21 protein-coding genes and 1 other annotated feature are annotated in these 18986 nt (G+C 49.9%); of the genes, 10 read left to right on the forward strand and 11 right to left on the reverse strand.

Translation table 11 applies throughout. From position 1 onward, the window contains the following. Positions 1-46 precede the first annotated feature (46 nt). A complete protein-coding gene (sbcB, locus tag EFER_RS10525; protein WP_000132554.1) occupies positions 47-1471 on the forward strand; it encodes an exodeoxyribonuclease I in 1425 nt (474 codons plus the stop codon). Between the two features lie 42 nt (positions 1472-1513). Here sbcB and tsuB read toward each other — a convergent pair whose 3' ends face one another. The 8 genes from tsuB to yefM form a co-directional block, all read right to left on the reverse strand. Further along, complete coding sequence (tsuB, locus tag EFER_RS10530; RefSeq protein ID WP_000985273.1) at positions 1514-1741, reverse strand: thiosulfate utilization sulfurtransferase TsuB/YeeD; 228 nt, start codon at positions 1739-1741, stop codon at positions 1514-1516. Between the two features lie 13 nt (positions 1742-1754). Beyond that, positions 1755-2813, reverse strand: coding sequence for a thiosulfate utilization transporter TsuA/YeeE (tsuA, locus tag EFER_RS10535; RefSeq protein WP_000492054.1), 1059 nt, complete (start codon positions 2811-2813; stop codon positions 1755-1757). 177 nt (positions 2814-2990) lie between these two features. After that, the gene (plaP, locus tag EFER_RS10540) at positions 2991-4349 is read right to left on the reverse strand and encodes a putrescine/proton symporter PlaP (protein WP_000019201.1); all 1359 of its coding nucleotides are present in this window, start codon (positions 4347-4349) and stop codon (positions 2991-2993) included. Continuing rightward, positions 4339-4401 (reverse strand): membrane protein YoeI, encoded by a 63-nt coding sequence (gene yoeI / locus EFER_RS24095; RefSeq protein ID WP_010723108.1) that lies wholly within the window; start codon positions 4399-4401, stop codon positions 4339-4341. The genes plaP and yoeI overlap by 11 nt, the downstream gene beginning before the upstream one ends. Positions 4402-4614: 213 nt before the next feature. After that, positions 4615-5544: a LysR substrate-binding domain-containing protein gene (locus tag EFER_RS10545; protein ID WP_000803362.1), complete on the reverse strand. Its 930-nt coding sequence runs from the start codon at positions 5542-5544 to the stop codon at positions 4615-4617. A gap of 45 nt (positions 5545-5589) precedes the next feature. Continuing rightward, entirely contained in the window at positions 5590-6414 is an 825-nt protein-coding gene (locus tag EFER_RS10550; RefSeq protein WP_000754724.1) for an SDR family oxidoreductase, read from the reverse strand. An 82-nt stretch (positions 6415-6496) separates the two neighbouring features. Beyond that, complete coding sequence (gene yoeB / locus EFER_RS10555; protein WP_000767829.1) at positions 6497-6751, reverse strand: type II toxin-antitoxin system mRNA interferase toxin YoeB; 255 nt, start codon at positions 6749-6751, stop codon at positions 6497-6499. After that, complete coding sequence (gene yefM, locus EFER_RS10560; protein ID WP_001259255.1) at positions 6748-6999, reverse strand: YoeB-YefM toxin-antitoxin system antitoxin YefM; 252 nt, start codon at positions 6997-6999, stop codon at positions 6748-6750. Before yefM ends, yoeB begins: the two co-directional genes overlap by 4 nt. A gap of 283 nt (positions 7000-7282) precedes the next feature. Here yefM and hisL point away from each other — a divergent pair, with 283 nt between their 5' ends. The 9 genes from hisL (at position 7283) to hisIE (ending at position 14512) form a co-directional block, all read left to right on the forward strand. Then, positions 7283-7333: a his operon leader peptide gene (gene hisL, locus EFER_RS23020; protein ID WP_001364200.1), complete on the forward strand. Its 51-nt coding sequence runs from the start codon at positions 7283-7285 to the stop codon at positions 7331-7333. Next, positions 7309-7432: a sequence feature (His leader region), on the forward strand. It overlaps the preceding gene by 25 nt. Positions 7433-7478: 46 nt before the next feature. Beyond that, positions 7479-8378, forward strand: a complete 900-nt coding sequence (gene hisG / locus EFER_RS10565) for an ATP phosphoribosyltransferase (protein ID WP_000131779.1) — start codon at positions 7479-7481, stop codon at positions 8376-8378. Between the two features lie 5 nt (positions 8379-8383). Then, a complete protein-coding gene (gene hisD, locus EFER_RS10570) occupies positions 8384-9688 on the forward strand; it encodes a histidinol dehydrogenase (RefSeq protein ID WP_015953522.1) in 1305 nt (434 codons plus the stop codon). Further along, positions 9685-10755, forward strand: a complete 1071-nt coding sequence (hisC, locus tag EFER_RS10575) for a histidinol-phosphate transaminase (RefSeq protein WP_000108922.1) — start codon at positions 9685-9687, stop codon at positions 10753-10755. The genes hisD and hisC overlap by 4 nt, the downstream gene beginning before the upstream one ends. After that, positions 10755-11822 (forward strand): bifunctional histidinol-phosphatase/imidazoleglycerol-phosphate dehydratase HisB, encoded by a 1068-nt coding sequence (hisB, locus tag EFER_RS10580; RefSeq protein WP_000080093.1) that lies wholly within the window; start codon positions 10755-10757, stop codon positions 11820-11822. Before hisC ends, hisB begins: the two co-directional genes overlap by 1 nt. Further along, positions 11822-12412, forward strand: coding sequence for an imidazole glycerol phosphate synthase subunit HisH (gene hisH / locus EFER_RS10585; RefSeq protein ID WP_001103560.1), 591 nt, complete (start codon positions 11822-11824; stop codon positions 12410-12412). Before hisB ends, hisH begins: the two co-directional genes overlap by 1 nt. Continuing rightward, the gene (gene hisA / locus EFER_RS10590) at positions 12412-13149 is read left to right on the forward strand and encodes a 1-(5-phosphoribosyl)-5-[(5-phosphoribosylamino)methylideneamino]imidazole-4-carboxamide isomerase (protein ID WP_000586444.1); all 738 of its coding nucleotides are present in this window, start codon (positions 12412-12414) and stop codon (positions 13147-13149) included. The genes hisH and hisA overlap by 1 nt, the downstream gene beginning before the upstream one ends. Next, entirely contained in the window at positions 13131-13907 is a 777-nt protein-coding gene (gene hisF, locus EFER_RS10595; protein ID WP_000880158.1) for an imidazole glycerol phosphate synthase subunit HisF, read from the forward strand. Before hisA ends, hisF begins: the two co-directional genes overlap by 19 nt. Next, positions 13901-14512, forward strand: coding sequence for a bifunctional phosphoribosyl-AMP cyclohydrolase/phosphoribosyl-ATP diphosphatase HisIE (hisIE, locus tag EFER_RS10600; protein WP_000954914.1), 612 nt, complete (start codon positions 13901-13903; stop codon positions 14510-14512). The genes hisF and hisIE overlap by 7 nt, the downstream gene beginning before the upstream one ends. A gap of 93 nt (positions 14513-14605) precedes the next feature. On the opposite strand, the gene wzzB is transcribed toward hisIE, so the two are convergent. The 3 genes from wzzB to gndA all read right to left on the reverse strand — a co-directional run bounded on the left by wzzB (position 14606) and on the right by gndA (position 18640). Then, positions 14606-15583: an LPS O-antigen chain length determinant protein WzzB gene (gene wzzB, locus EFER_RS10605; protein ID WP_024256492.1), complete on the reverse strand. Its 978-nt coding sequence runs from the start codon at positions 15581-15583 to the stop codon at positions 14606-14608. 234 nt (positions 15584-15817) lie between these two features. Further along, a complete protein-coding gene (gene ugd / locus EFER_RS10610) occupies positions 15818-16984 on the reverse strand; it encodes a UDP-glucose 6-dehydrogenase (RefSeq protein ID WP_000704800.1) in 1167 nt (388 codons plus the stop codon). A 249-nt stretch (positions 16985-17233) separates the two neighbouring features. Beyond that, the gene (gene gndA, locus EFER_RS10615) at positions 17234-18640 is read right to left on the reverse strand and encodes an NADP-dependent phosphogluconate dehydrogenase (protein WP_000043515.1); all 1407 of its coding nucleotides are present in this window, start codon (positions 18638-18640) and stop codon (positions 17234-17236) included. Between the last annotated feature and the right edge of the window lie 346 nt (positions 18641-18986).

Here is an 18986-nt window from a genome sequence, read left to right on the forward strand (position 1 = left end):
GAGTTATAACAGACAGTTAATTAACTACAGTGGACAATGCTAGACAATGACAGACACAGATAAACAACCTACCTTCCTCTTTCACGATTACGAAACCTTTGGCACCCATCCGGCGCTGGATCGACCGGCGCAGTTCGCGGCTATTCGTACCGATAGCGATTTCAATATTATTGGCGAGCCGGAAGTTTTTTACTGCAAACCTGCAGATGATTACCTGCCGCAACCTGGTGCAGTATTAATTACCGGCATTACCCCGCAAGAAGCCAGAGCAAAAGGGGAAAACGAAGCCGCGTTTGCTGCCCGTATTCACTCACTCTTTACCGTGCCAAAAACCTGCATTCTGGGCTACAACAATGTGCGTTTTGATGACGAAGTCACACGCAATATCTTCTATCGCAACTTTTATGATCCTTATGCCTGGAGTTGGCAGCATGACAACTCACGCTGGGACCTCCTGGATGTCATGCGCGCATGTTACGCCCTGCGCCCCGAAGGGATTATCTGGCCTGAGAATGAAGAGGGTTTGCCAAGCTTTCGCCTTGAACATCTGACTAAAGCCAATGGTATTGAACACAGTAATGCACATGATGCGATGGCCGACGTTTATGCAACTATTGCGATGGCGCAGTTGGTCAAAGCGCGTCAGCCAAGATTGTTTGACTATCTCTATACTCATCGCAATAAACATAAGCTGACAGCATTGATCGACGTGCCGCAAATGAAACCACTGGTGCATGTTTCCGGCATGTTTGGCGCATGGCGTGGCAATACCAGTTGGGTAGCCCCACTGGCATGGCATCCTGAAAATCGCAATGCCGTAATTATGGTGGATTTGGCAGGAGACATTTCCCCATTACTGGAACTGGATAGCGACACATTGCGCGAGCGTTTATATACCGCAAAAACCGATCTCGGCGATAACGCCGCCGTTCCGGTAAAACTGGTACATATCAACAAATGCCCGGTACTGGCACAGGCGAATACGCTACGTCCGGAAGATGCAGAGCGTTTAGGGATTGATCGTCAACACTGCCTGGATAACCTGAAAGTGTTGCGCGAAAACCCGCAAGTACGCGACAAAGTTGTGGCAATTTTTGCAGAAGCTGAACCGTTTACACCGTCAGATAATGTGGATGCGCAGCTTTATAATGGCTTTTTTAGCGACGCCGATCGTGCAGCAATGAAAATCGTGCTGGAGACTGAACCGCGTAATTTACCGGCACTGGATATCACCTTTGTTGATAAGCGTATCGAGAAACTCCTGTTCAACTACCGCGCCCGCAACTTCCCCGGCACGTTAGATGATAATGAGCAGCAGCGTTGGCTGGAGCATCGCCGTCAGGTATTCACACCAGCGTTTTTGCAAGGCTATGCAGAAGAGATTCAGATGCTGGCGCAGCAGTATGCCGACGATAAAGAAAAAGTCGCATTGTTGAAGGCACTATGGCAGTACGCGCAAGAGATTGTCTGATTTAAAGCCTCCGCCGCTGATACGGCGGAGGATAATTTAGGATCAGGCTTTTTGAACGGTGATGCTCCACGCAGCATCGCCAATCTGCTGATAATCGGTGATGGCATGTCCTTCTTCTGCCGCCCACTGCGGGATTGCTTCAGTTGCCTGGGTGCAATCAAACTCAATCACCAACTCATCGCCGCTGGCCATTTCTGCCAGTGCTGCTTTTGCTTCTATGAGTGGAAACGGACAGACCTGCGTCACCACATCCAGCTTTTTAATCGCCATCTTTACACCTTACTTAATTTGCCGCAGCAGTAGCCAGTCGCGCCTTACGCTGCGGTCGAACATACACAAGCCAGGACGCAGTCCAGACTCCGAGAATCATAAATACAAGGCCAATCCAGCCCTGCCAGGTCATCATTGCCGTCATGACCAGTCCATTACCGATAGAGCAACCACCTGCAATGCTGGCACCGAAGCCCATCAGCACACCACCTAACCCGCTACGTAATGTTGTTTGTGCATCAGCTGCGCGGACGCGGAACTCACGGCTCGCTTTGGCTGCAATAAATGACCCCAGGAAAATCCCTAACACCAGGAAAACGCCCCAGTTAATATATTTCACGTCACCCGCGACCAGAAATTGCAGAATATTGGCCGTTGGGGAAGTGATGCCTAACCCAAACATGCGTCCGGTTGCTTCACTCAGGGGCCAGGCCAGAAGCGCAATCAAACCGATGAGTACGGCAGTGACAAAGGGATGCCAGCGTTTTTCAAACAGAATATGAGCGATCCCGGTACGGCGCGGTGGTAAAGTCGCGACTTTTAATTTTGGTTTCTTCAACTCTTTCATCACTACCCAGAGCGTTATCACCAGCAAAACGGCAACCAACGGCCACACAGACAAATTAAAAGTCTCAGCAATAGAGTTATGTTCAGTACTGTAGTGCTGCAAGGTTTGATTTAAACCACTGGCATGTGGAGAACGCATCACCGCACTCATCACCATATAAGTGAAAAGCGCGATCCAACTGCCGATCAATCCCTCACCCGCGCGATACCAGGTCCCGGTAGCACATCCACCCGCCAGAACAATTCCCAGCCCGAAGATATACCCACCGATAACAGTGCCAAGCCACGGGAACGCCCCGGCTTCGTAAGTCAGTAGACCCGCCTGAATCAGCGCAAAAACCCCCACGCTTTGTACCGAAATTGCAATCAGCAAGGCGTAAAACATGCGATTATTTTTCGCAATATACATATCGCGAAAACCACCTGTCAGGCAAAAACGCCCACGCTGCATGACAAATCCCAGCAGAGCACCACAAATGAGCCCGCTTAATATCAATGAAAACATAAATTAATTAACCAGATGAATGTTAATGGGGAAATTATTCATGACTGGCGGGATGCAGACCAATAACCAAATTCTCTAAATTAGAACAAATGGTTATTAATGAGGATTTCGATAAAAAGAATAAAAAAACCGGAGCCAAATATTCATTCGACTCCGGTTTATTATTAGAAAAGATGATTACGCTACGTCTTCGTACTGCGGAACCGGGTTACGGAAGCTCTTAGTTACGCAAGCCAGGTAAATCAGACCGATTGCCGCCCAGATCAGACCCAGAACCATTGAGCTTTCTTCCAGATTAACCCACAGCGCACCAACGGTCAGCGCACCACACATCGGCAGGAACAGATACTGGAAGTGATCCTTCAGCGTCTTGTTACGCTTCTCACGGATCCAGAACTGCGAGATAACCGACAGGTTAACGAAGGTGAACGCCACCAACGCACCAAAGTTAATCAGCGCCGTAGCCATTACCAGGTCAAAGTTGATTGCCAGCAGGGCAATCGCGCCAACCAGGATGATGTTCATTGCCGGAGTACGCCATTTCGGGTGCACATAACCGAAGAAGCTTTTCGGGAATACGCCGTCACGACCCATTACGTACATCAGACGCGCCACGCCTGCGTGCGCCGCCATACCGGACGCCAGTACGGTAATGGTGGAGAAGATCAGCGCGCCAACCTGGAACGTTTTACCCGCAACGTACAGCATGATTTCAGGCTGTGATGCTTCCGGATCTTTAAAACGAGAGATATCCGGGAAGTACAGTTGCAGGAAGTAAGTTGCAAAGATGAAGATCATGCCGCCGATAAGCGCGGTCAGGAAAATTGCACGCGGGATCACGCGCTCTGCATCTTTGGTTTCTTCCGACAAGTTGCTGATGCCGTCAAAGCCGGTAAAGGAGAAGCACAGAATCGTCGCACCAGTGATCATCGGAATGACATGTGCATCACCAGACCAGAACGGACGAGTGCTCGCCAGCGTACCAGCGCCTTCACCTTCAAATACGCCGTAAACTACCATGCCCAGAATTACCGCGATCAGCACTACCTGCAACACTACAATTACAGTGTTGAAGTTCGCTACGGATTTCAGACTACGCAGGTTAAAGGCGGTCATAAAGGCCACCAGCGCCACCACAAACATCCACGATGGGATGGAAGGCACCAGAGCTTCAAAATAGATTTTCGCCAGCAGAATGTTGATCATCGGCGCGAACAGATAGTCGAGCAGAGAAGACCAACCCACCATAAAGCCGACAGTCGGACTAATGGATTTCTGGGCGTAGGTGTATGCAGAGCCAGCAGAAGGATAGCGGCGAACCAGCTTCCCGTAGCTCAGAGCCGTAAACAGGATCGCAATCAATGCGAACGCATAGGCTGTCGGCACATGACCATCCGTGAGGCCTGAAACGATACCAAATGTATCAAACAGCGTCATCGGCTGCATATAGGCAAGACCCATCATTACAACCGGAACTAACGTAAGCGTTTTACGCAATTCCACGCGAGAGGTGTTTGGAGTAACGTTATGCGACATGGTCATTCTCCTTTACGGTAATAACCGTCGCGTAAGCAAAAAATTGCCCCATTTTTTTGGATTCCTCAGCGACAACAACTGTCGATTTTTAGTAAATATCTATCCGGTACGAAGCCCGGCCTCTTGGTATGAATGATTGGTTTGAAGCAAAAAATAACCGACGCTAATTAAACGTCGGTTTTAGTCATTTTTTGACAGCGGCGCATTGTGCCTAAATGGGGGGTAAATGACAAGAGAATGAGAGGCTTGTCATAAAAAATTTTCTTTAACCGGCTGATTTATGGTGCGTGGAATTTGCATAGACTCCCGTGATCGCACTATTTGCTAAAATCTCGTCCCGCCACCAGGCGCTGGCAAGTCCTGCGGTCTGTTCGTTCCAGCCAATCCAGACAGGTTCAAAGAGAGTTTGGGCGACCACTTTCTTCTCGATTAACGCGCCACTATCGAGAAAACGTTGCGCCAGATAACGAGGTAAATAGCCGCAGCCGAGGCCGCTAATTTGCAGCTCCAGCTTGGTTTTAAAATCGAAAACGGTAATGGCTTCTTGTTCGTCGAGAAGTTGCGAGGCCGTAGAAGCGCCTGCCTGCGCAGTATCCCCCACCACAATCGCCCGATATCGTTTAATGATACGACGTTTTAACGGCTCTTCTTCCTGGGCTAACGGATGATGAGGCGCGACCGCAAAGACTTGTTCGAGATCACCCAACCGTGAAAAACCAAACTCACTGGAAGATGGTGGCTCATGCATCGCACCAACAATAATATCCGCTCGTCCCTGAGTCAGGGCATCCCAGGAACCACCGAGCACGCCATTGATAAACTTCAGGCGCGTCACGCTATGATGTTGGTAAAAAGCTTCTATAAGTGGCGCGAGGAGAGAAAAAGGGAAGGTGTCGTCCACGCCAATCACCAGCTCGTTTTCCCAGCCTTCATGCAGTTTTATCGCCTGCTTTTCCAGTTCTCGCACGGTATGCAGAACTTCCCGCCCCTTCTCTAATAACATTTTTCCGGTGCGGGTGAATTTAGCGCGGTGACCGCTACGATCAAGCAATTGAATGTTAAGGTCGCTTTCCAGCTTGTGAACGGTGTAACTCAGAGCGGACGGCGTCTTATAGAGTTTGGCCGACGCCGCCGCAAAACTGCCTTCTTTTTCTAAGGCATCGAGGATCATCAACACATCCAGCAGTGGTTTCATACACGCCCCCTTGCAGTGCATGCGGCGTCCTGCTGGCGTGATCGTTTACTCCAGCGGCATTACCAGCGGATCGGGATACTGGTATTCAAATCCCAGTTCATTACAAATCCGGCTGCCATCAATAATCTTACCTTTGCCGCTATCCAGACTATTTCTGAACTGCGGAGGTTCAAGCCCCAGTAAACGGGCCATTTGCGGATAAAAAACATTACGCGCAGGGTGAGCTGGCGCACATATATTATAGATGTGTCCGCCTTTAGGTGCCTGTAACAACAGGGTGATAGCGCCAATAACATCTTCTAAATGGACTAAATTGACACCATGTTCACCATCAGGCGCGGTTTTTCCGGCAAAAAAGCGACCAGGATGACGTTCCGGCCCGACCAGGCCCGCAAGACGCAGAATATCGACTGAAGTACCGGGTAAATTGTGCAGCCAGTCTTCAAGTTCTTTTAATACTTGTCCACTGTTGGTCACCGGATTACGCGGGGTCGTTTCTTTAACGGCGCCTTGTGCGTCGCCATAGACAGACGTTGAGCTGGTAAAAATAATTCGGGGAATATGATGAGCCAGCGCGGTATCCACTAACTCTTGTACCGCTTGTAAATAGAACTCATCGCCGGGGCCGCTACGACGTGCCGGAAGCGTGATGACCAGCGCATCGGCATCCATCAGGGCATCCAGATCGTCAGAATCGCAAACTAACTCAGGTGCCATGCGAAGCAGATAGCTATCAATGCCACTCATTCGGGCCGCTTCGACGCCATCTTGTGTGGTTTTACTCCCGGTGACTTGCCAGCCTCGCGCTGAAAGTGACATCGCCAGCGGCATGCCTAACCACCCTAACCCGACAATTGCGACCTTTTTCATCCGTTATCTCCTGATACACCTTAGATCTATAAGGCTACGCTAGCGTATCAAAACTGACAATTCATTCTATGAATGAATCTCTTCAATAATGATAACGACATGCTGCAATGAGCAGTGAATCATCAGTAACCGCGTATACCAGACGGTGCTCCTCTGTAATGCGTCGGGACCAGAAGCCTGACAAATTATGTTTCAGGGGTTCTGGCTTCCCCTTACCTTCAAATGGCGTTCTGCGAGTATCTTTGATAAGTTCATTGATCTTTTTAACAATTCGCTTATCTGTTTCCTGCCAGTACAGATAATCATCCCATGATTCCTCAGACCAGATTAGTTTCACTCAATAATGTCCTTTTCCGTTCCTTTGCCTGATTTCAGGCTATCGATTGAGTCCATCAATCTCCGGGCATTAGCGGGGGAACGCAATAGATAAGCCGTCTCTTCCAGGGAGTTGTATTCTTCGAGTGACATCAGAACACAAGCCTCTCCGTTCTGACGAGTAATGAGGATCGGGGCATGATCTTCAACGGCTTTCATCATTGTTGCCGACAAATTCTGACGCGCTTCGCTGTAACTAATTGTACGCATGTCAATCTCCTCTTTTGTACAGTTCATTGTACAATGATAGACGTTAATTAACTATTTATTAATTAGTTTGTAGATCAAGACATTGTCAGTGAGACGAAAAATCCAGGCTTCGCTATTTTTGGTGCCGTCAGGTTAGAGGACAGTCCTCTTAGCCCCCTCCTTTCCCCGCTCATTTATTAAACAAATCCATCGCCATAAAATATATAAAAAAGCCCTTGCTTTCTAACGTGAAAGTGGTTTAGGTTAAAAGACATCAGTTGAATAAACATTCACAGAGACTTTTATGACACGCGTTCAATTTAAACACCACCATCATCACCATCATCCTGACTAGTCTTTCAGGCGATGTGTGCTGGAAGACATTCAGATCTTCCAGTGGTGCATGAACGCATGAGAAAGCCCCCGGAAGATCACCTTCCGGGGGCTTTTTTATTGCGCGGTTGATAACGGTTCAGACAGGTTTAAAGAGGAATAAGAAAATGACAGACAACACTCGTTTACGCATAGCTATGCAGAAATCCGGCCGTTTAAGTGATGACTCACGCGAATTACTGGCGCGCTGCGGCATTAAAATTAATCTTCACACCCAGCGCCTGATCGCGATGGCAGAAAACATGCCGATTGATATTCTGCGCGTGCGTGACGACGACATTCCCGGTCTGGTAATGGACGGCGTGGTAGACCTTGGGATTATCGGCGAAAACGTGCTGGAAGAAGAGCTGCTTAACCGCCGCGCCCAGGGTGAAGATCCGCGCTACTTTACCCTGCGTCGTCTGGATTTCGGCGGCTGTCGCCTTTCGCTGGCAACGCCGGTTGATGAAGCCTGGGACGGCCCGCTCTCCTTAAACGGTAAACGTATCGCCACCTCTTATCCTCACCTGCTCAAGCGTTATCTCGACCAGAAAGGTATCTCTTTTAAATCCTGCTTACTGAACGGTTCTGTCGAAGTTGCGCCGCGCGCCGGACTGGCGGATGCGATTTGCGATCTGGTTTCCACCGGTGCCACGCTGGAAGCTAACGGCCTGCGCGAAGTCGAAGTTATCTACCGCTCGAAAGCCTGCCTGATCCAACGCGATGGCGAAATGGAAGAATCCAAACAGCAACTGATCGACAAACTGCTGACGCGTATTCAGGGCGTGATCCAGGCGCGCGAATCAAAATACATCATGATGCACGCACCGACCGACCGACTGGATGAAGTCATCGCCCTGCTGCCAGGTGCCGAACGCCCAACCATTCTGCCGCTGGCAGGTGATCAACAACGCGTAGCGATGCACATGGTCAGCAGCGAAACCCTGTTCTGGGAAACGATGGAAAAACTGAAAGCGCTGGGTGCCAGTTCAATCCTGGTCCTGCCGATTGAGAAGATGATGGAGTGATCGCCATGAGCTTTAACACAATCATTGACTGGAATAGCTGTACTGCGGAGCAACAACGCCAGCTGTTAATGCGCCCGGCGATCTCCGCTTCTGAAAGCATTACCCGCACTGTTAACGATATTCTCGATAACGTGAAAACGCGTGGCGATGAGGCCTTGCGGGAATACAGCGCGAAGTTTGATAAAACCACGGTTACCGCGCTGAAGGTATCTGCGGATGAGATCGCCGCCGCCAGCGAACGCCTGAGCGACGAGCTAAAACAGGCGATGGCGGTGGCAGTAAAGAATATTGAAACCTTCCACACTGCGCAAAAACTGCCGCCGGTAGATGTCGAAACGCAGCCAGGCGTGCGTTGCCAGCAAGTTACGCGCCCGGTAGCTTCAGTGGGTTTGTATATTCCTGGCGGCTCCGCCCCGCTCTTTTCAACGGTATTAATGCTGGCGACTCCGGCGCGTATAGCAGGCTGTAAAAAAGTAGTGTTGTGCTCACCGCCGCCGATTGCCGATGAAATTCTTTACGCGGCGCAGCTGTGCGGCGTGCAGGACGTGTTTAACGTCGGTGGCGCACAAGCCATTGCCGCACTGGCGTTTGGTACAGAATCCGTGCCAAAAGTGGACAAAATCTTCGGGCCTGGCAACGCCTTTGTCACCGAGGCAAAACGTCAGGTGAGCCAGCGTCTGGACGGTGCGGCGATCGATATGCCCGCAGGCCCATCGGAAGTGTTGGTGATTGCCGACAGCGGCGCAACGCCGGATTTCGTGGCTTCTGATTTGCTCTCTCAGGCTGAACACGGCCCGGATTCACAGGTGATTTTGCTGACTCCTGATGCTGATATGGCGCGTCGCGTTGCCGAAGCCGTCGAACGCCAGCTGGCAGAACTGCCGCGAGCCGAAACCGCCCGTCAGGCACTGAGCGCCAGCCGCCTGATCGTAACCAACGATTTAGCGCAGTGCGTGGAGATCTCCAACCAGTACGGCCCGGAGCACCTGATCATTCAGACCCGCAACGCCCGCGAACTGGTCGATGGCATTACCAGCGCCGGTTCGGTATTTCTCGGTGACTGGTCACCGGAATCGGCAGGTGATTACGCCTCCGGCACCAACCACGTGCTGCCGACTTACGGTTATACCGCCACCTGTTCCAGCCTCGGGCTGGCAGATTTCCAGAAACGCATGACCGTACAGGAACTGTCGAAAGAAGGCTTTTCCACGCTGGCTTCGACCATTGAAACACTGGCCGCCGCCGAGCGCCTGACTGCCCACAAAAATGCCGTTACTTTGCGTGTTAACGCCCTTAAGGAGCAAGCATGAGCACCGTGACTATTACCGATTTAGCGCGTGAAAACGTCCGCAACCTGACGCCGTATCAGTCGGCGCGTCGTCTGGGCGGTAACGGCGACGTCTGGCTGAACGCCAACGAATATCCCACAGCCGTGGAGTTTCAGCTTACTCAGCAAACGCTCAATCGCTACCCGGAATGCCAGCCAAAAGCGGTGATTGACAATTACGCGCAATATGCAGGCGTAAAACCGGAACAGGTGCTGGTCAGCCGTGGCGCGGACGAAGGTATTGAACTGCTGATCCGCGCTTTTTGCGAACCGGGTAAAGACGCCATCCTCTACTGTCCGCCAACGTATGGCATGTACAGCGTTAGCGCCGAAACCATTGGTGTCGAATGCCGCACAGTGCCGACGCTGGAAAACTGGCAACTGGACTTACAGGGCATTTCCGACAAGCTGGACGGGGTAAAAGTGGTCTATGTTTGCAGCCCCAACAACCCGACAGGGCAACTGATCAACCCGCAGGATTTTCGCACCCTGCTGGAGTTAACCCGCGGTAAGGCGATTGTGGTTGCCGATGAAGCCTATATCGAGTTTTGCCCGCAGGCATCGCTGGCTGGCTGGCTGGCTGAATATCCGCACCTGGCTATTTTGCGCACACTGTCGAAAGCTTTTGCTCTGGCGGGGCTTCGTTGCGGATTTACGCTGGCAAACGAAGACGTCATCAACCTGCTGATGAAAGTGATCGCCCCCTACCCGCTCTCGACACCGGTTGCCGATATTGCGGCCCAGGCGTTAAGCCCGCAAGGAATCCTCGCCATGCGTGAACGGGTAGTGCAAATTATTGCTGAACGCGAATACCTGATTGGCGCACTGAAAGAGATCCCCTGCGTGGAGCAGGTTTTCGACTCTGAAACCAACTACATTCTGGCGCGCTTTAAAGCCTCCAGCGCAGTGTTTAAATCTTTGTGGGATCAGGGCATTATCTTACGTGATCAGAATAAACAACCCTCTTTAAGCGGCTGCCTGCGAATTACCGTCGGAACCCGTGAAGAAAGCCAGCGCGTCATTGACGCCTTACGTGCGGAGCAAGTTTGATGAGTCAGAAGTATCTTTTTATCGATCGCGATGGAACCCTGATTAGCGAACCGCCGAGTGATTTTCAGGTGGACCGTTTTGACAAACTCGCCTTTGAACCGGGCGTGATCCCGGAACTGCTGAAGCTGCAAAAAGCGGGCTACAAACTGGTGATGATCACGAATCAGGATGGTCTGGGAACACAAAGTTTCCCGCAGGCGGATTTCGATGGCCCGCACAACCTGATGATGCAGATCTTCACCTCACAAGGCGTGCAGTTTGATGAAGTGCTGATTTGTCCGCACCTGCCCGCAGATGAGTGTGACTGCCGTAAGCCGAAAGTAAAACTGGTGGAGCGTTATCTGGCTGAGCAAGCGATGGATCGTGCCAACAGTTATGTGATTGGCGATCGCGCGACCGATATTCAACTGGCCGAAAACATGGGCATTAATGGTTTACGCTACGACCGCGAAACCCTGAACTGGCCAATGATTGGCGAACAGCTCACTAAACGCGATCGTTACGCTCACGTAGTGCGTAATACCAAAGAGACGCAGATTGACGTTCAGGTGTGGCTGGATCGCGAAGGCGGCAGCAAGATTAACACCGGCGTTGGCTTCTTTGATCACATGCTGGATCAGATTGCTACCCACGGCGGCTTCCGGATGGAAATCAACGTTAAAGGCGACCTCTATATCGACGATCACCACACTGTCGAAGATACCGGTCTGGCGCTGGGCGAAGCGTTAAAAATAGCACTTGGCGACAAACGCGGTATTTGCCGCTTCGGTTTTGTGCTGCCGATGGACGAATGTCTTGCCCGCTGCGCGCTGGATATCTCTGGTCGTCCGCACCTGGAATATAAAGCCGAGTTTACCTACCAGCGCGTGGGCGATCTCAGCACCGAGATGATCGAGCACTTCTTCCGTTCGCTCTCATACACCATGGGCGTGACCCTGCACCTGAAAACCAAAGGTAAAAACGACCACCACCGTGTAGAGAGCCTGTTCAAAGCTTTTGGTCGCACCCTGCGCCAAGCCATCCGCGTGGAAGGCGATACCCTGCCCTCGTCGAAAGGAGTGCTGTAATGAACGTGGTGATCCTTGATACCGGCTGCGCCAATTTGAACTCGGTGAAGTCTGCCATTGCGCGTCACGGTTATGAACCCAAAGTTAGCCGTGACCCGGACGTCGTGTTGCTGGCCGATAAACTGTTTTTACCCGGTGTTGGCACCGCGCAAGCGGCGATGGACCAGGTGCGTGAGCGCGAGTTGTTTGATCTCATCAAAGCCTGTACCCAACCGGTGCTGGGCATCTGCTTAGGGATGCAACTGCTGGGGCGGCGCAGCGAAGAGAGCAACGGTGTCGATTTGCTGGGCATCATCGACGAAGACGTGCCGAAAATGACCGACTTTGGTTTGCCGCTGCCGCATATGGGCTGGAACCGCGTTTACCCGCAGGCAGGCAACCGTCTGTTTCAGGGGATTGAAGACGGCGCGTACTTTTACTTTGTTCACAGCTACGCCATGCCGGTCAATCCGTGGACCATCGCCCAGTGTAACTACGGCGAACCGTTCACCGCGGCGGTACAAAAAGATAACTTCTATGGCGTGCAGTTCCACCCGGAGCGTTCTGGTGCCGCTGGCGCTAAGTTGCTGAAAAATTTCCTGGAGATGTGATGATTATTCCGGCATTAGATTTAATCGACGGCACCGTGGTGCGTCTCCATCAGGGCGATTATGGCAAACAGCGCGATTACGGTAACGACCCGCTGCCGCGCTTACAGGATTACGCCGCACAAGGTGCCGAAGTGCTGCACCTGGTGGATCTGACCGGGGCAAAAGATCCGGCTAAACGACAAATTCCGCTGATTAAAACCCTGGTCGCGGGCGTTAACGTCCCTGTGCAGGTTGGCGGCGGCGTGCGTAGCGAAGAAGACGTGGCAGCGTTACTGGAAGCAGGCGTTGCGCGCGTGGTGGTTGGCTCCACCGCGGTGAAATCACCAGAAATGGTGAAAGGCTGGTTTGAACGTTTTGGTGCCGATGCCTTAGTGCTGGCGCTGGATGTCCGCATTGACGAGCAAGGCAACAAGCAGGTAGCAGTCAGCGGTTGGCAAGAAAACTCGGGCGTTTCTCTGGAACAACTGGTGGAAACCTATCTGCCCGTCGGACTGAAACATGTGCTGTGTACCGATATCTCGCGCGACGGCACGCTGGCAGGTTCTAACGTCTCTTTATATGAAGAAGTGTGCGCCAAATATCCGCAGGTGGCGTTTCAGTCCTCCGGCGGCATTGGCGACATTGATGATGTGGCTGCCCTGCGTGGTACTGGCGTGCGCGGCGTAATTGTCGGTCGTGCATTACTGGAAGGTAAATTCACCGTGAAGGAGGCCATCGCATGCTGGCAAAACGCATAATTCCGTGTCTCGACGTTCGTGATGGTCAGGTGGTGAAAGGCGTACAGTTTCGCAACCATGAAATCATTGGTGATATTGTGCCACTGGCAAAACGCTACGCCGAAGAAGGTGCGGACGAGCTGGTGTTCTACGATATCACCGCCTCCAGCGATGGACGCGTGGTAGATAAAAGCTGGGTATCACGCGTGGCGGAAGTGATCGACATTCCGTTCTGCGTGGCGGGGGGGATTAAATCGCTGGATGACGCAGCCAAAATTCTTTCCTTTGGCGCGGATAAAATCTCCATCAACTCCCCCGCGCTGGCGGACCCGACATTAATTACTCGCCTGGCGGATCGTTTTGGTGTGCAGTGTATTGTGGTCGGTATTGATACCTGGTACGACGCCGAAACCGGTAAATATCATGTGAATCAATATACCGGCGATGAAAGCCGCACCCGCGTTACTCAGTGGGAAACACTCGAGTGGGTACAGGAAGTGCAAAAACGCGGTGCCGGAGAAATCGTCCTCAACATGATGAATCAGGACGGCGTGCGTAACGGTTACGATCTCGAACAACTGAAAAAAGTGCGTGAAGTTTGCCACGTCCCGCTGATTGCCTCCGGTGGCGCGGGCACCATGGAACACTTCCTCGAAGCCTTCCGCGATGCCGACGTTGACGGTGCGCTGGCTGCTTCCGTATTCCACAAACAAATAATCAATATTGGTGAATTAAAAGCGTACCTAGCAACACAGGGCGTGGAGATCAGGATATGTTAACAGAACAACAACGTCGCGAACTGGACTGGGAAAAAACCGACGGACTGATGCCGGTGATTGTGCAACACGCGGTATCCGGCGAAGTGTTAATGCTGGGCTATATGAACCCGGAAGCCTTAGATAAAACCCTCGAAAGCAGCAAAGTCACCTTCTTCTCGCGCACTAAACAGCGACTGTGGACCAAAGGTGAAACGTCGGGCAATTTCCTCAACGTAGTGAGCATTGCGCCGGACTGCGACAACGACACGTTACTGGTGCTGGCGAATCCCATCGGCCCGACCTGCCACAAAGGCACCAGTAGCTGCTTCGGCAACACCGCTCACCAGTGGTTGTTCCTGTATCAACTGGAACAACTGCTCGCCGAGCGCAAATCTGCCGATCCTGAAACCTCCTACACCGCCAAACTGTATGCCAGCGGCACCAAACGCATTGCGCAGAAAGTGGGCGAAGAAGGCGTGGAAACTGCGCTAGCCGCGACGGTACATGACCGCTTTGAGCTGACCAACGAGGCATCTGATTTGATGTATCACCTGCTGGTGTTGTTGCAGGATCAGGATCTGGATTTAACGACGGTGATTGAGAACCTGCGTAAACGGCATCAGTGATTGCGGGGTAAGCGGATACGATGTTGTTGTCGCATCCGGCAAAAAAAGGGCAAGGTGTCACCACCCTGCCCTTTTTCTTTAAAACCGAAAAGATTACTTCGCGTTGTAATTACGTAGAGCGTTACGCCCCAGTACAATCCCCGCGCCAACCATGCCGCCCAGCAACACCGCCAGAATCAAGGTGATTGCCTTTTTCGGGCTATCGCGACGCACTGGCAATGTCGGTTTCATGACATAGCGATAAGCGTGAACATTAATGTTATCGACTTTCAGATCTGCAATATCCAACAAAGTTTGACGCGTCCGATAATATTCAGGAGAAAATACCAGAGGTCGGGTAGCTTCGTGTTCAACCATTGCATTGAGGGCATCGCTACCAAGCAAGAACATTGAATCCTGGGTTACGTCCTGAGTTTGCTGGATTTGAGGTTTAGTGACATTTGCCTGCATCGCATAACGAAGCGCTTCTTTAATCTGCTTGATACGCAAATCTTTCTGCTCCTGCGCAACCATTTCCTGAGTTTTTAAAGAGTCTTCAAGAGTCGTGGTTTGCAGTTTAATGTTATCTTGCAAATCGCCATCCAGCTCTTTGGCTACCAGCTCATCAACCTGCTGAAGATACTCAGCTAATTGCCGTTGCGCTCCCTCTGCGGTTTGACCGACATAGGACACCGCTAATGGTAAGCTTTGCCCTTTTATGGTTGGCTCAATGATAAGTTTCTCAGGTTTCTCTAGGTTATCTAAGTTCTCCCCTAATGCAAAAAGTGCAGTACTAAAACGGTTAAAAAAATCATATTGGACATCAGAAACTTTCGGTGCCCCTCCCCCATAGAGTACTTCAAGAGCATTGCTATAAGCACCAATCTGCGCCACATCAGGTTTAGTGATTATTGCTGTTGAAGTCCATTTTTCTTTAGCAATTACCAGGTACCCCACTGCAAGCGCAATAGCAACAACTATGCAAGCAATGATAGTGAGCTTACCGCGCCAGAGCTGCATCAAAAGATCAATCAAATCTATCTGTTCTGGGTCGTTGCTACGACCAGAGATATGGTTATTTTCCACTCTAATCAATACCCTATATAAAATTAGGTTTAGCCAACAGTAGTTTAGCTATAATTATGATTTATGCTATAGGATAAATGATAAAATTGATTGATGTTTAAATTAAGCGAACACACAATGATCATAATTTGGGATTACATTCACATAAATTATGTATTATATGATATCAGGCTTACATACCAAAATGCCTGAATAGTGAGGCTATCAGGCATAATTGGAATTATAATCAGGTCTGAAAAATTAATCGCTGCCAAAAAGGTCACGTGTATACACTTTTTCTCTTACATCGTCCAGTTCTGTAGACATGCGATTAGAGATGATAACATCAGATTGTTGCTTGAAAGTGGTGAGGTCTCGTTCCAGACGTGAGTTAAAAAATGATTCTTCTTTCATAACGGGTTCATAGATGATCACTTCCACGCCTTTCGCTTTAATTCGCTTCATAATCCCCTGGATAGAGGAAGCACGGAAGTTATCTGAACCACTCTTCATAATCAGACGATAAATACCCACCACTTGCGGTTTGCGTGACAAAATGGCATCGGCAATAAAGTCTTTACGCGTGCGGTTAGCATCGACAATTGCTGAGATCAGGTTATTCGGCACAGATTGGTAGTTTGCCAGAAGTTGCTTGGTATCTTTCGGCAAACAATAACCACCGTAACCAAACGAAGGGTTGTTGTAATGGTTGCCGATACGCGGGTCAAGACAAACACCTTCGATAATCTGTCGGGTATTCAAACCTAAACTTTCTGCATAACTATCCAGTTCATTAAAGTACGCTACGCGCATCGCCAGATAGGTATTTGCAAAAAGTTTAATCGCTTCAGCTTCGGTTGAGTCGGTAAACAGAGTCGGGATATTTTGCTTAATCGCGCCCTCCTGTAATAACGCAGCAAAACGTTCTGCGCGTTCTGAACGCTCACCGATGACAATACGTGAAGGATGGAGATTGTCGTAAAGTGCTTTACCTTCGCGGAGGAATTCCGGAGAGAAAATAAGGTTATCGATACCCAGACGTTCTTTAATTGATTTGGTAAAACCTACCGGAATTGTAGATTTAATCACCATTACAGCGTTAGGGTTAATCTCTGTCACATCACGGATGACCGCTTCCACGCTTGAGGTATTAAAATAATTTGTTTTCGGGTCATAATCGGTAGGCGTGGCAATAATAACGTAATCGGCATTTTTATACGCGTCATACTTATCTGTCGTAGCACGGAAATTGAGATCTTTAGTCGCCAGATACTCTTCAATCTCCTTATCAACAATCGGTGACTGCTTCTTGTTAAGCATGTCCACTTTGGCCTGAACGATATCCAGTGCAACCACTTCGTGGTTTTGCGCAATCAGAATACCATTTGAAAGACCAACATAACCTGTTCCTGAAATTGTTATTTTCATTAGCTCTGACTTCTTCCGGTTTAACATTTAGAGTGGTCATTAATCCACCACCACATCTTCATCCACTGCGGGATTTTTAACGCTGATGTAGATGAACTGTCAAGGCAGCGATCCTGCTGTGCGGCTCTGTATTATATCGCTTTTTTTAACCATAAATTATAAAAAAAGGCCATAACCTGCCGCTTTGTATAATAAAAAAGCCCGGAGGGTTTCTCCGGGCCTTGCATTGATTAATTGATTTAAATCAGATTAATCCAGCCATTCGGTATGGAACACACCTTCTTTATCGATGCGCTTATAAGTATGTGCACCGAAATAGTCACGCTGTGCCTGGATCAGATTCGCAGGCAGAACAGCGGCACGGTAGCTGTCGTAATAGGCAACCGCAGCAGCGAAGGTAGGAACCGGGATACCGTTCAGTACCGCATAAGCAACGACATCACGCAGCGCCTGCTGGTAGTCATCGGCGATTTGCTTGAAGTACGGGGCCAGCAGCAGGTTAGCGATCTGCGGATTTTCGGCATATGCATCGGTGATTTTCTGCAGGAACTGCGCACGGATGATGCAGCCAGCACGGAAAATCTTCGCGATTTCGCCGTAGTTCAGATCCCAGTTGTACTCTTCAGACGCCGCACGCAGCTGAGAGAAGCCCTGAGCGTAAGAAACGATTTTGCCCAGATACAGCGCACGACGAACTTTCTCGATAAACTCAGCCTTGTCGCCAGCTGCCTGTGCTTGCGGGCCAGAGAGAACTTTAGATGCGGCAACACGCTGATCTTTCAGAGAAGAGATATAACGTGCAAACACAGACTCGGTAATCAGCGACAGTGGTTCGCCGAGATCCAGCGCGCTCTGGCTGGTCCATTTACCGGTACCTTTGTTTGCTGCTTCATCCAGAATCACATCAACCAGGTAGTTACCGTCTTCATCTTTTTTGGTGAAGATATCTTTGGTGATGTCGATCAGGTAGCTGCTCAGTTCACCGTTATTCCACTCGGTAAAGGTCTGCGCCAGTTCTTCGTTGGTGAGGTTCAGGCCACCTTTAAGCAGAGAATAGGCTTCAGCAATCAGCTGCATATCACCGTATTCAATACCGTTGTGAACCATCTTCACATAGTGACCTGCGCCATCGGCACCAATATAGGTAACGCATGGCTCACCGTCTTCAGCTACTGCGGCGATTTTGGTCAGGATCGGCGCAACCAGTTCATAGGCTTCTTTCTGGCCACCAGGCATAATGGAAGGACCTTTCAGCGCGCCCTCTTCACCACCGGAAACACCAGTACCGATAAAGTTAAAGCCTTCTGCAGAAAGCTCACGGTTACGACGAATGGTGTCCTGGAAGAAGGTGTTACCGCCATCAATGATGATGTCACCTTTATCGAGATATGGTTTAAGGGAATCAATAGTAGCATCCGTCCCTGCACCTGCTTTCACCATTAACAGGATACGACGAGGCGTTTCCAGAGATTCAACAAACTCTTTCACCGTATAGTAAGGAACCAGTTTCTTGCCTGGATTTTCGGTAATCACTTCTTCCGTCTTTTCACGGGAACGGTTGAAAATAGAGACGGTATAACCACGGCTTTCGATGTTGAGCGCAAGGTTGCGCCCCATAACTGCCATACCGACGACGCCGATCTGTTGCTTTGACATTGTTTACTCCTGTCAGGGGTAGTCACCATAATTCTTATGCAGCTATAAGCTGATTCTGATGTTAACTCATATTAGATAATAAACAATATAAGTACACCAGGTTAAGTCAATTAAATTAAAGCTCAATAAACACTAGAGTTAATATATTATTTTTCGTGGCAAAAAGCATATACGTTCATCCAAAATACATTGGATGTGTGTATAGCGAATCAAAAAACAACAATTAATTTAAGCATATACTTTTCTACTACAGAACACCATGTTTTAAGTTAATTTATTTTAATCGTTAAAATCGCGTTTTTTCTTAATGTACTTTCATTTCATATCTCTACTTAAATATTAATCA

Origin of the sequence: Escherichia fergusonii ATCC 35469 (assembly GCF_000026225.1) — a bacterium.
GTDB classification, from domain to species: Bacteria; Pseudomonadota; Gammaproteobacteria; order Enterobacterales; family Enterobacteriaceae; genus Escherichia; species Escherichia fergusonii.

Bases quoted from the DNA above. Each gene is read 5' to 3' on its own strand.
- sbcB (WP_000132554.1), top strand. From the start codon at position 47: ATGACAGACACAGATAAACAACCTACCTTCCTCTTTCACGATTACGAA.
- tsuB (WP_000985273.1), bottom strand. From the start codon at position 1,741: ATGGCGATTAAAAAGCTGGATGTGGTGACGCAGGTCTGTCCGTTTCCA.
- tsuA (WP_000492054.1), bottom strand. From the start codon at position 2,813: ATGTTTTCATTGATATTAAGCGGGCTCATTTGTGGTGCTCTGCTGGGA.
- plaP (WP_000019201.1), bottom strand. From the start codon at position 4,349: ATGTCGCATAACGTTACTCCAAACACCTCTCGCGTGGAATTGCGTAAA.
- EFER_RS10545 (WP_000803362.1), bottom strand. From the start codon at position 5,544: ATGAAACCACTGCTGGATGTGTTGATGATCCTCGATGCCTTAGAAAAA.
- EFER_RS10550 (WP_000754724.1), bottom strand. From the start codon at position 6,414: ATGAAAAAGGTCGCAATTGTCGGGTTAGGGTGGTTAGGCATGCCGCTG.
- yefM (WP_001259255.1), bottom strand. From the start codon at position 6,999: ATGCGTACAATTAGTTACAGCGAAGCGCGTCAGAATTTGTCGGCAACA.
- hisG (WP_000131779.1), top strand. From the start codon at position 7,479: ATGACAGACAACACTCGTTTACGCATAGCTATGCAGAAATCCGGCCGT.
- hisD (WP_015953522.1), top strand. From the start codon at position 8,384: ATGAGCTTTAACACAATCATTGACTGGAATAGCTGTACTGCGGAGCAA.
- hisC (WP_000108922.1), top strand. From the start codon at position 9,685: ATGAGCACCGTGACTATTACCGATTTAGCGCGTGAAAACGTCCGCAAC.
- hisB (WP_000080093.1), top strand. From the start codon at position 10,755: ATGAGTCAGAAGTATCTTTTTATCGATCGCGATGGAACCCTGATTAGC.
- hisH (WP_001103560.1), top strand. From the start codon at position 11,822: ATGAACGTGGTGATCCTTGATACCGGCTGCGCCAATTTGAACTCGGTG.
- hisA (WP_000586444.1), top strand. From the start codon at position 12,412: ATGATTATTCCGGCATTAGATTTAATCGACGGCACCGTGGTGCGTCTC.
- hisF (WP_000880158.1), top strand. From the start codon at position 13,131: ATGCTGGCAAAACGCATAATTCCGTGTCTCGACGTTCGTGATGGTCAG.
- hisIE (WP_000954914.1), top strand. From the start codon at position 13,901: ATGTTAACAGAACAACAACGTCGCGAACTGGACTGGGAAAAAACCGAC.
- ugd (WP_000704800.1), bottom strand. From the start codon at position 16,984: ATGAAAATAACAATTTCAGGAACAGGTTATGTTGGTCTTTCAAATGGT.
- gndA (WP_000043515.1), bottom strand. From the start codon at position 18,640: ATGTCAAAGCAACAGATCGGCGTCGTCGGTATGGCAGTTATGGGGCGC.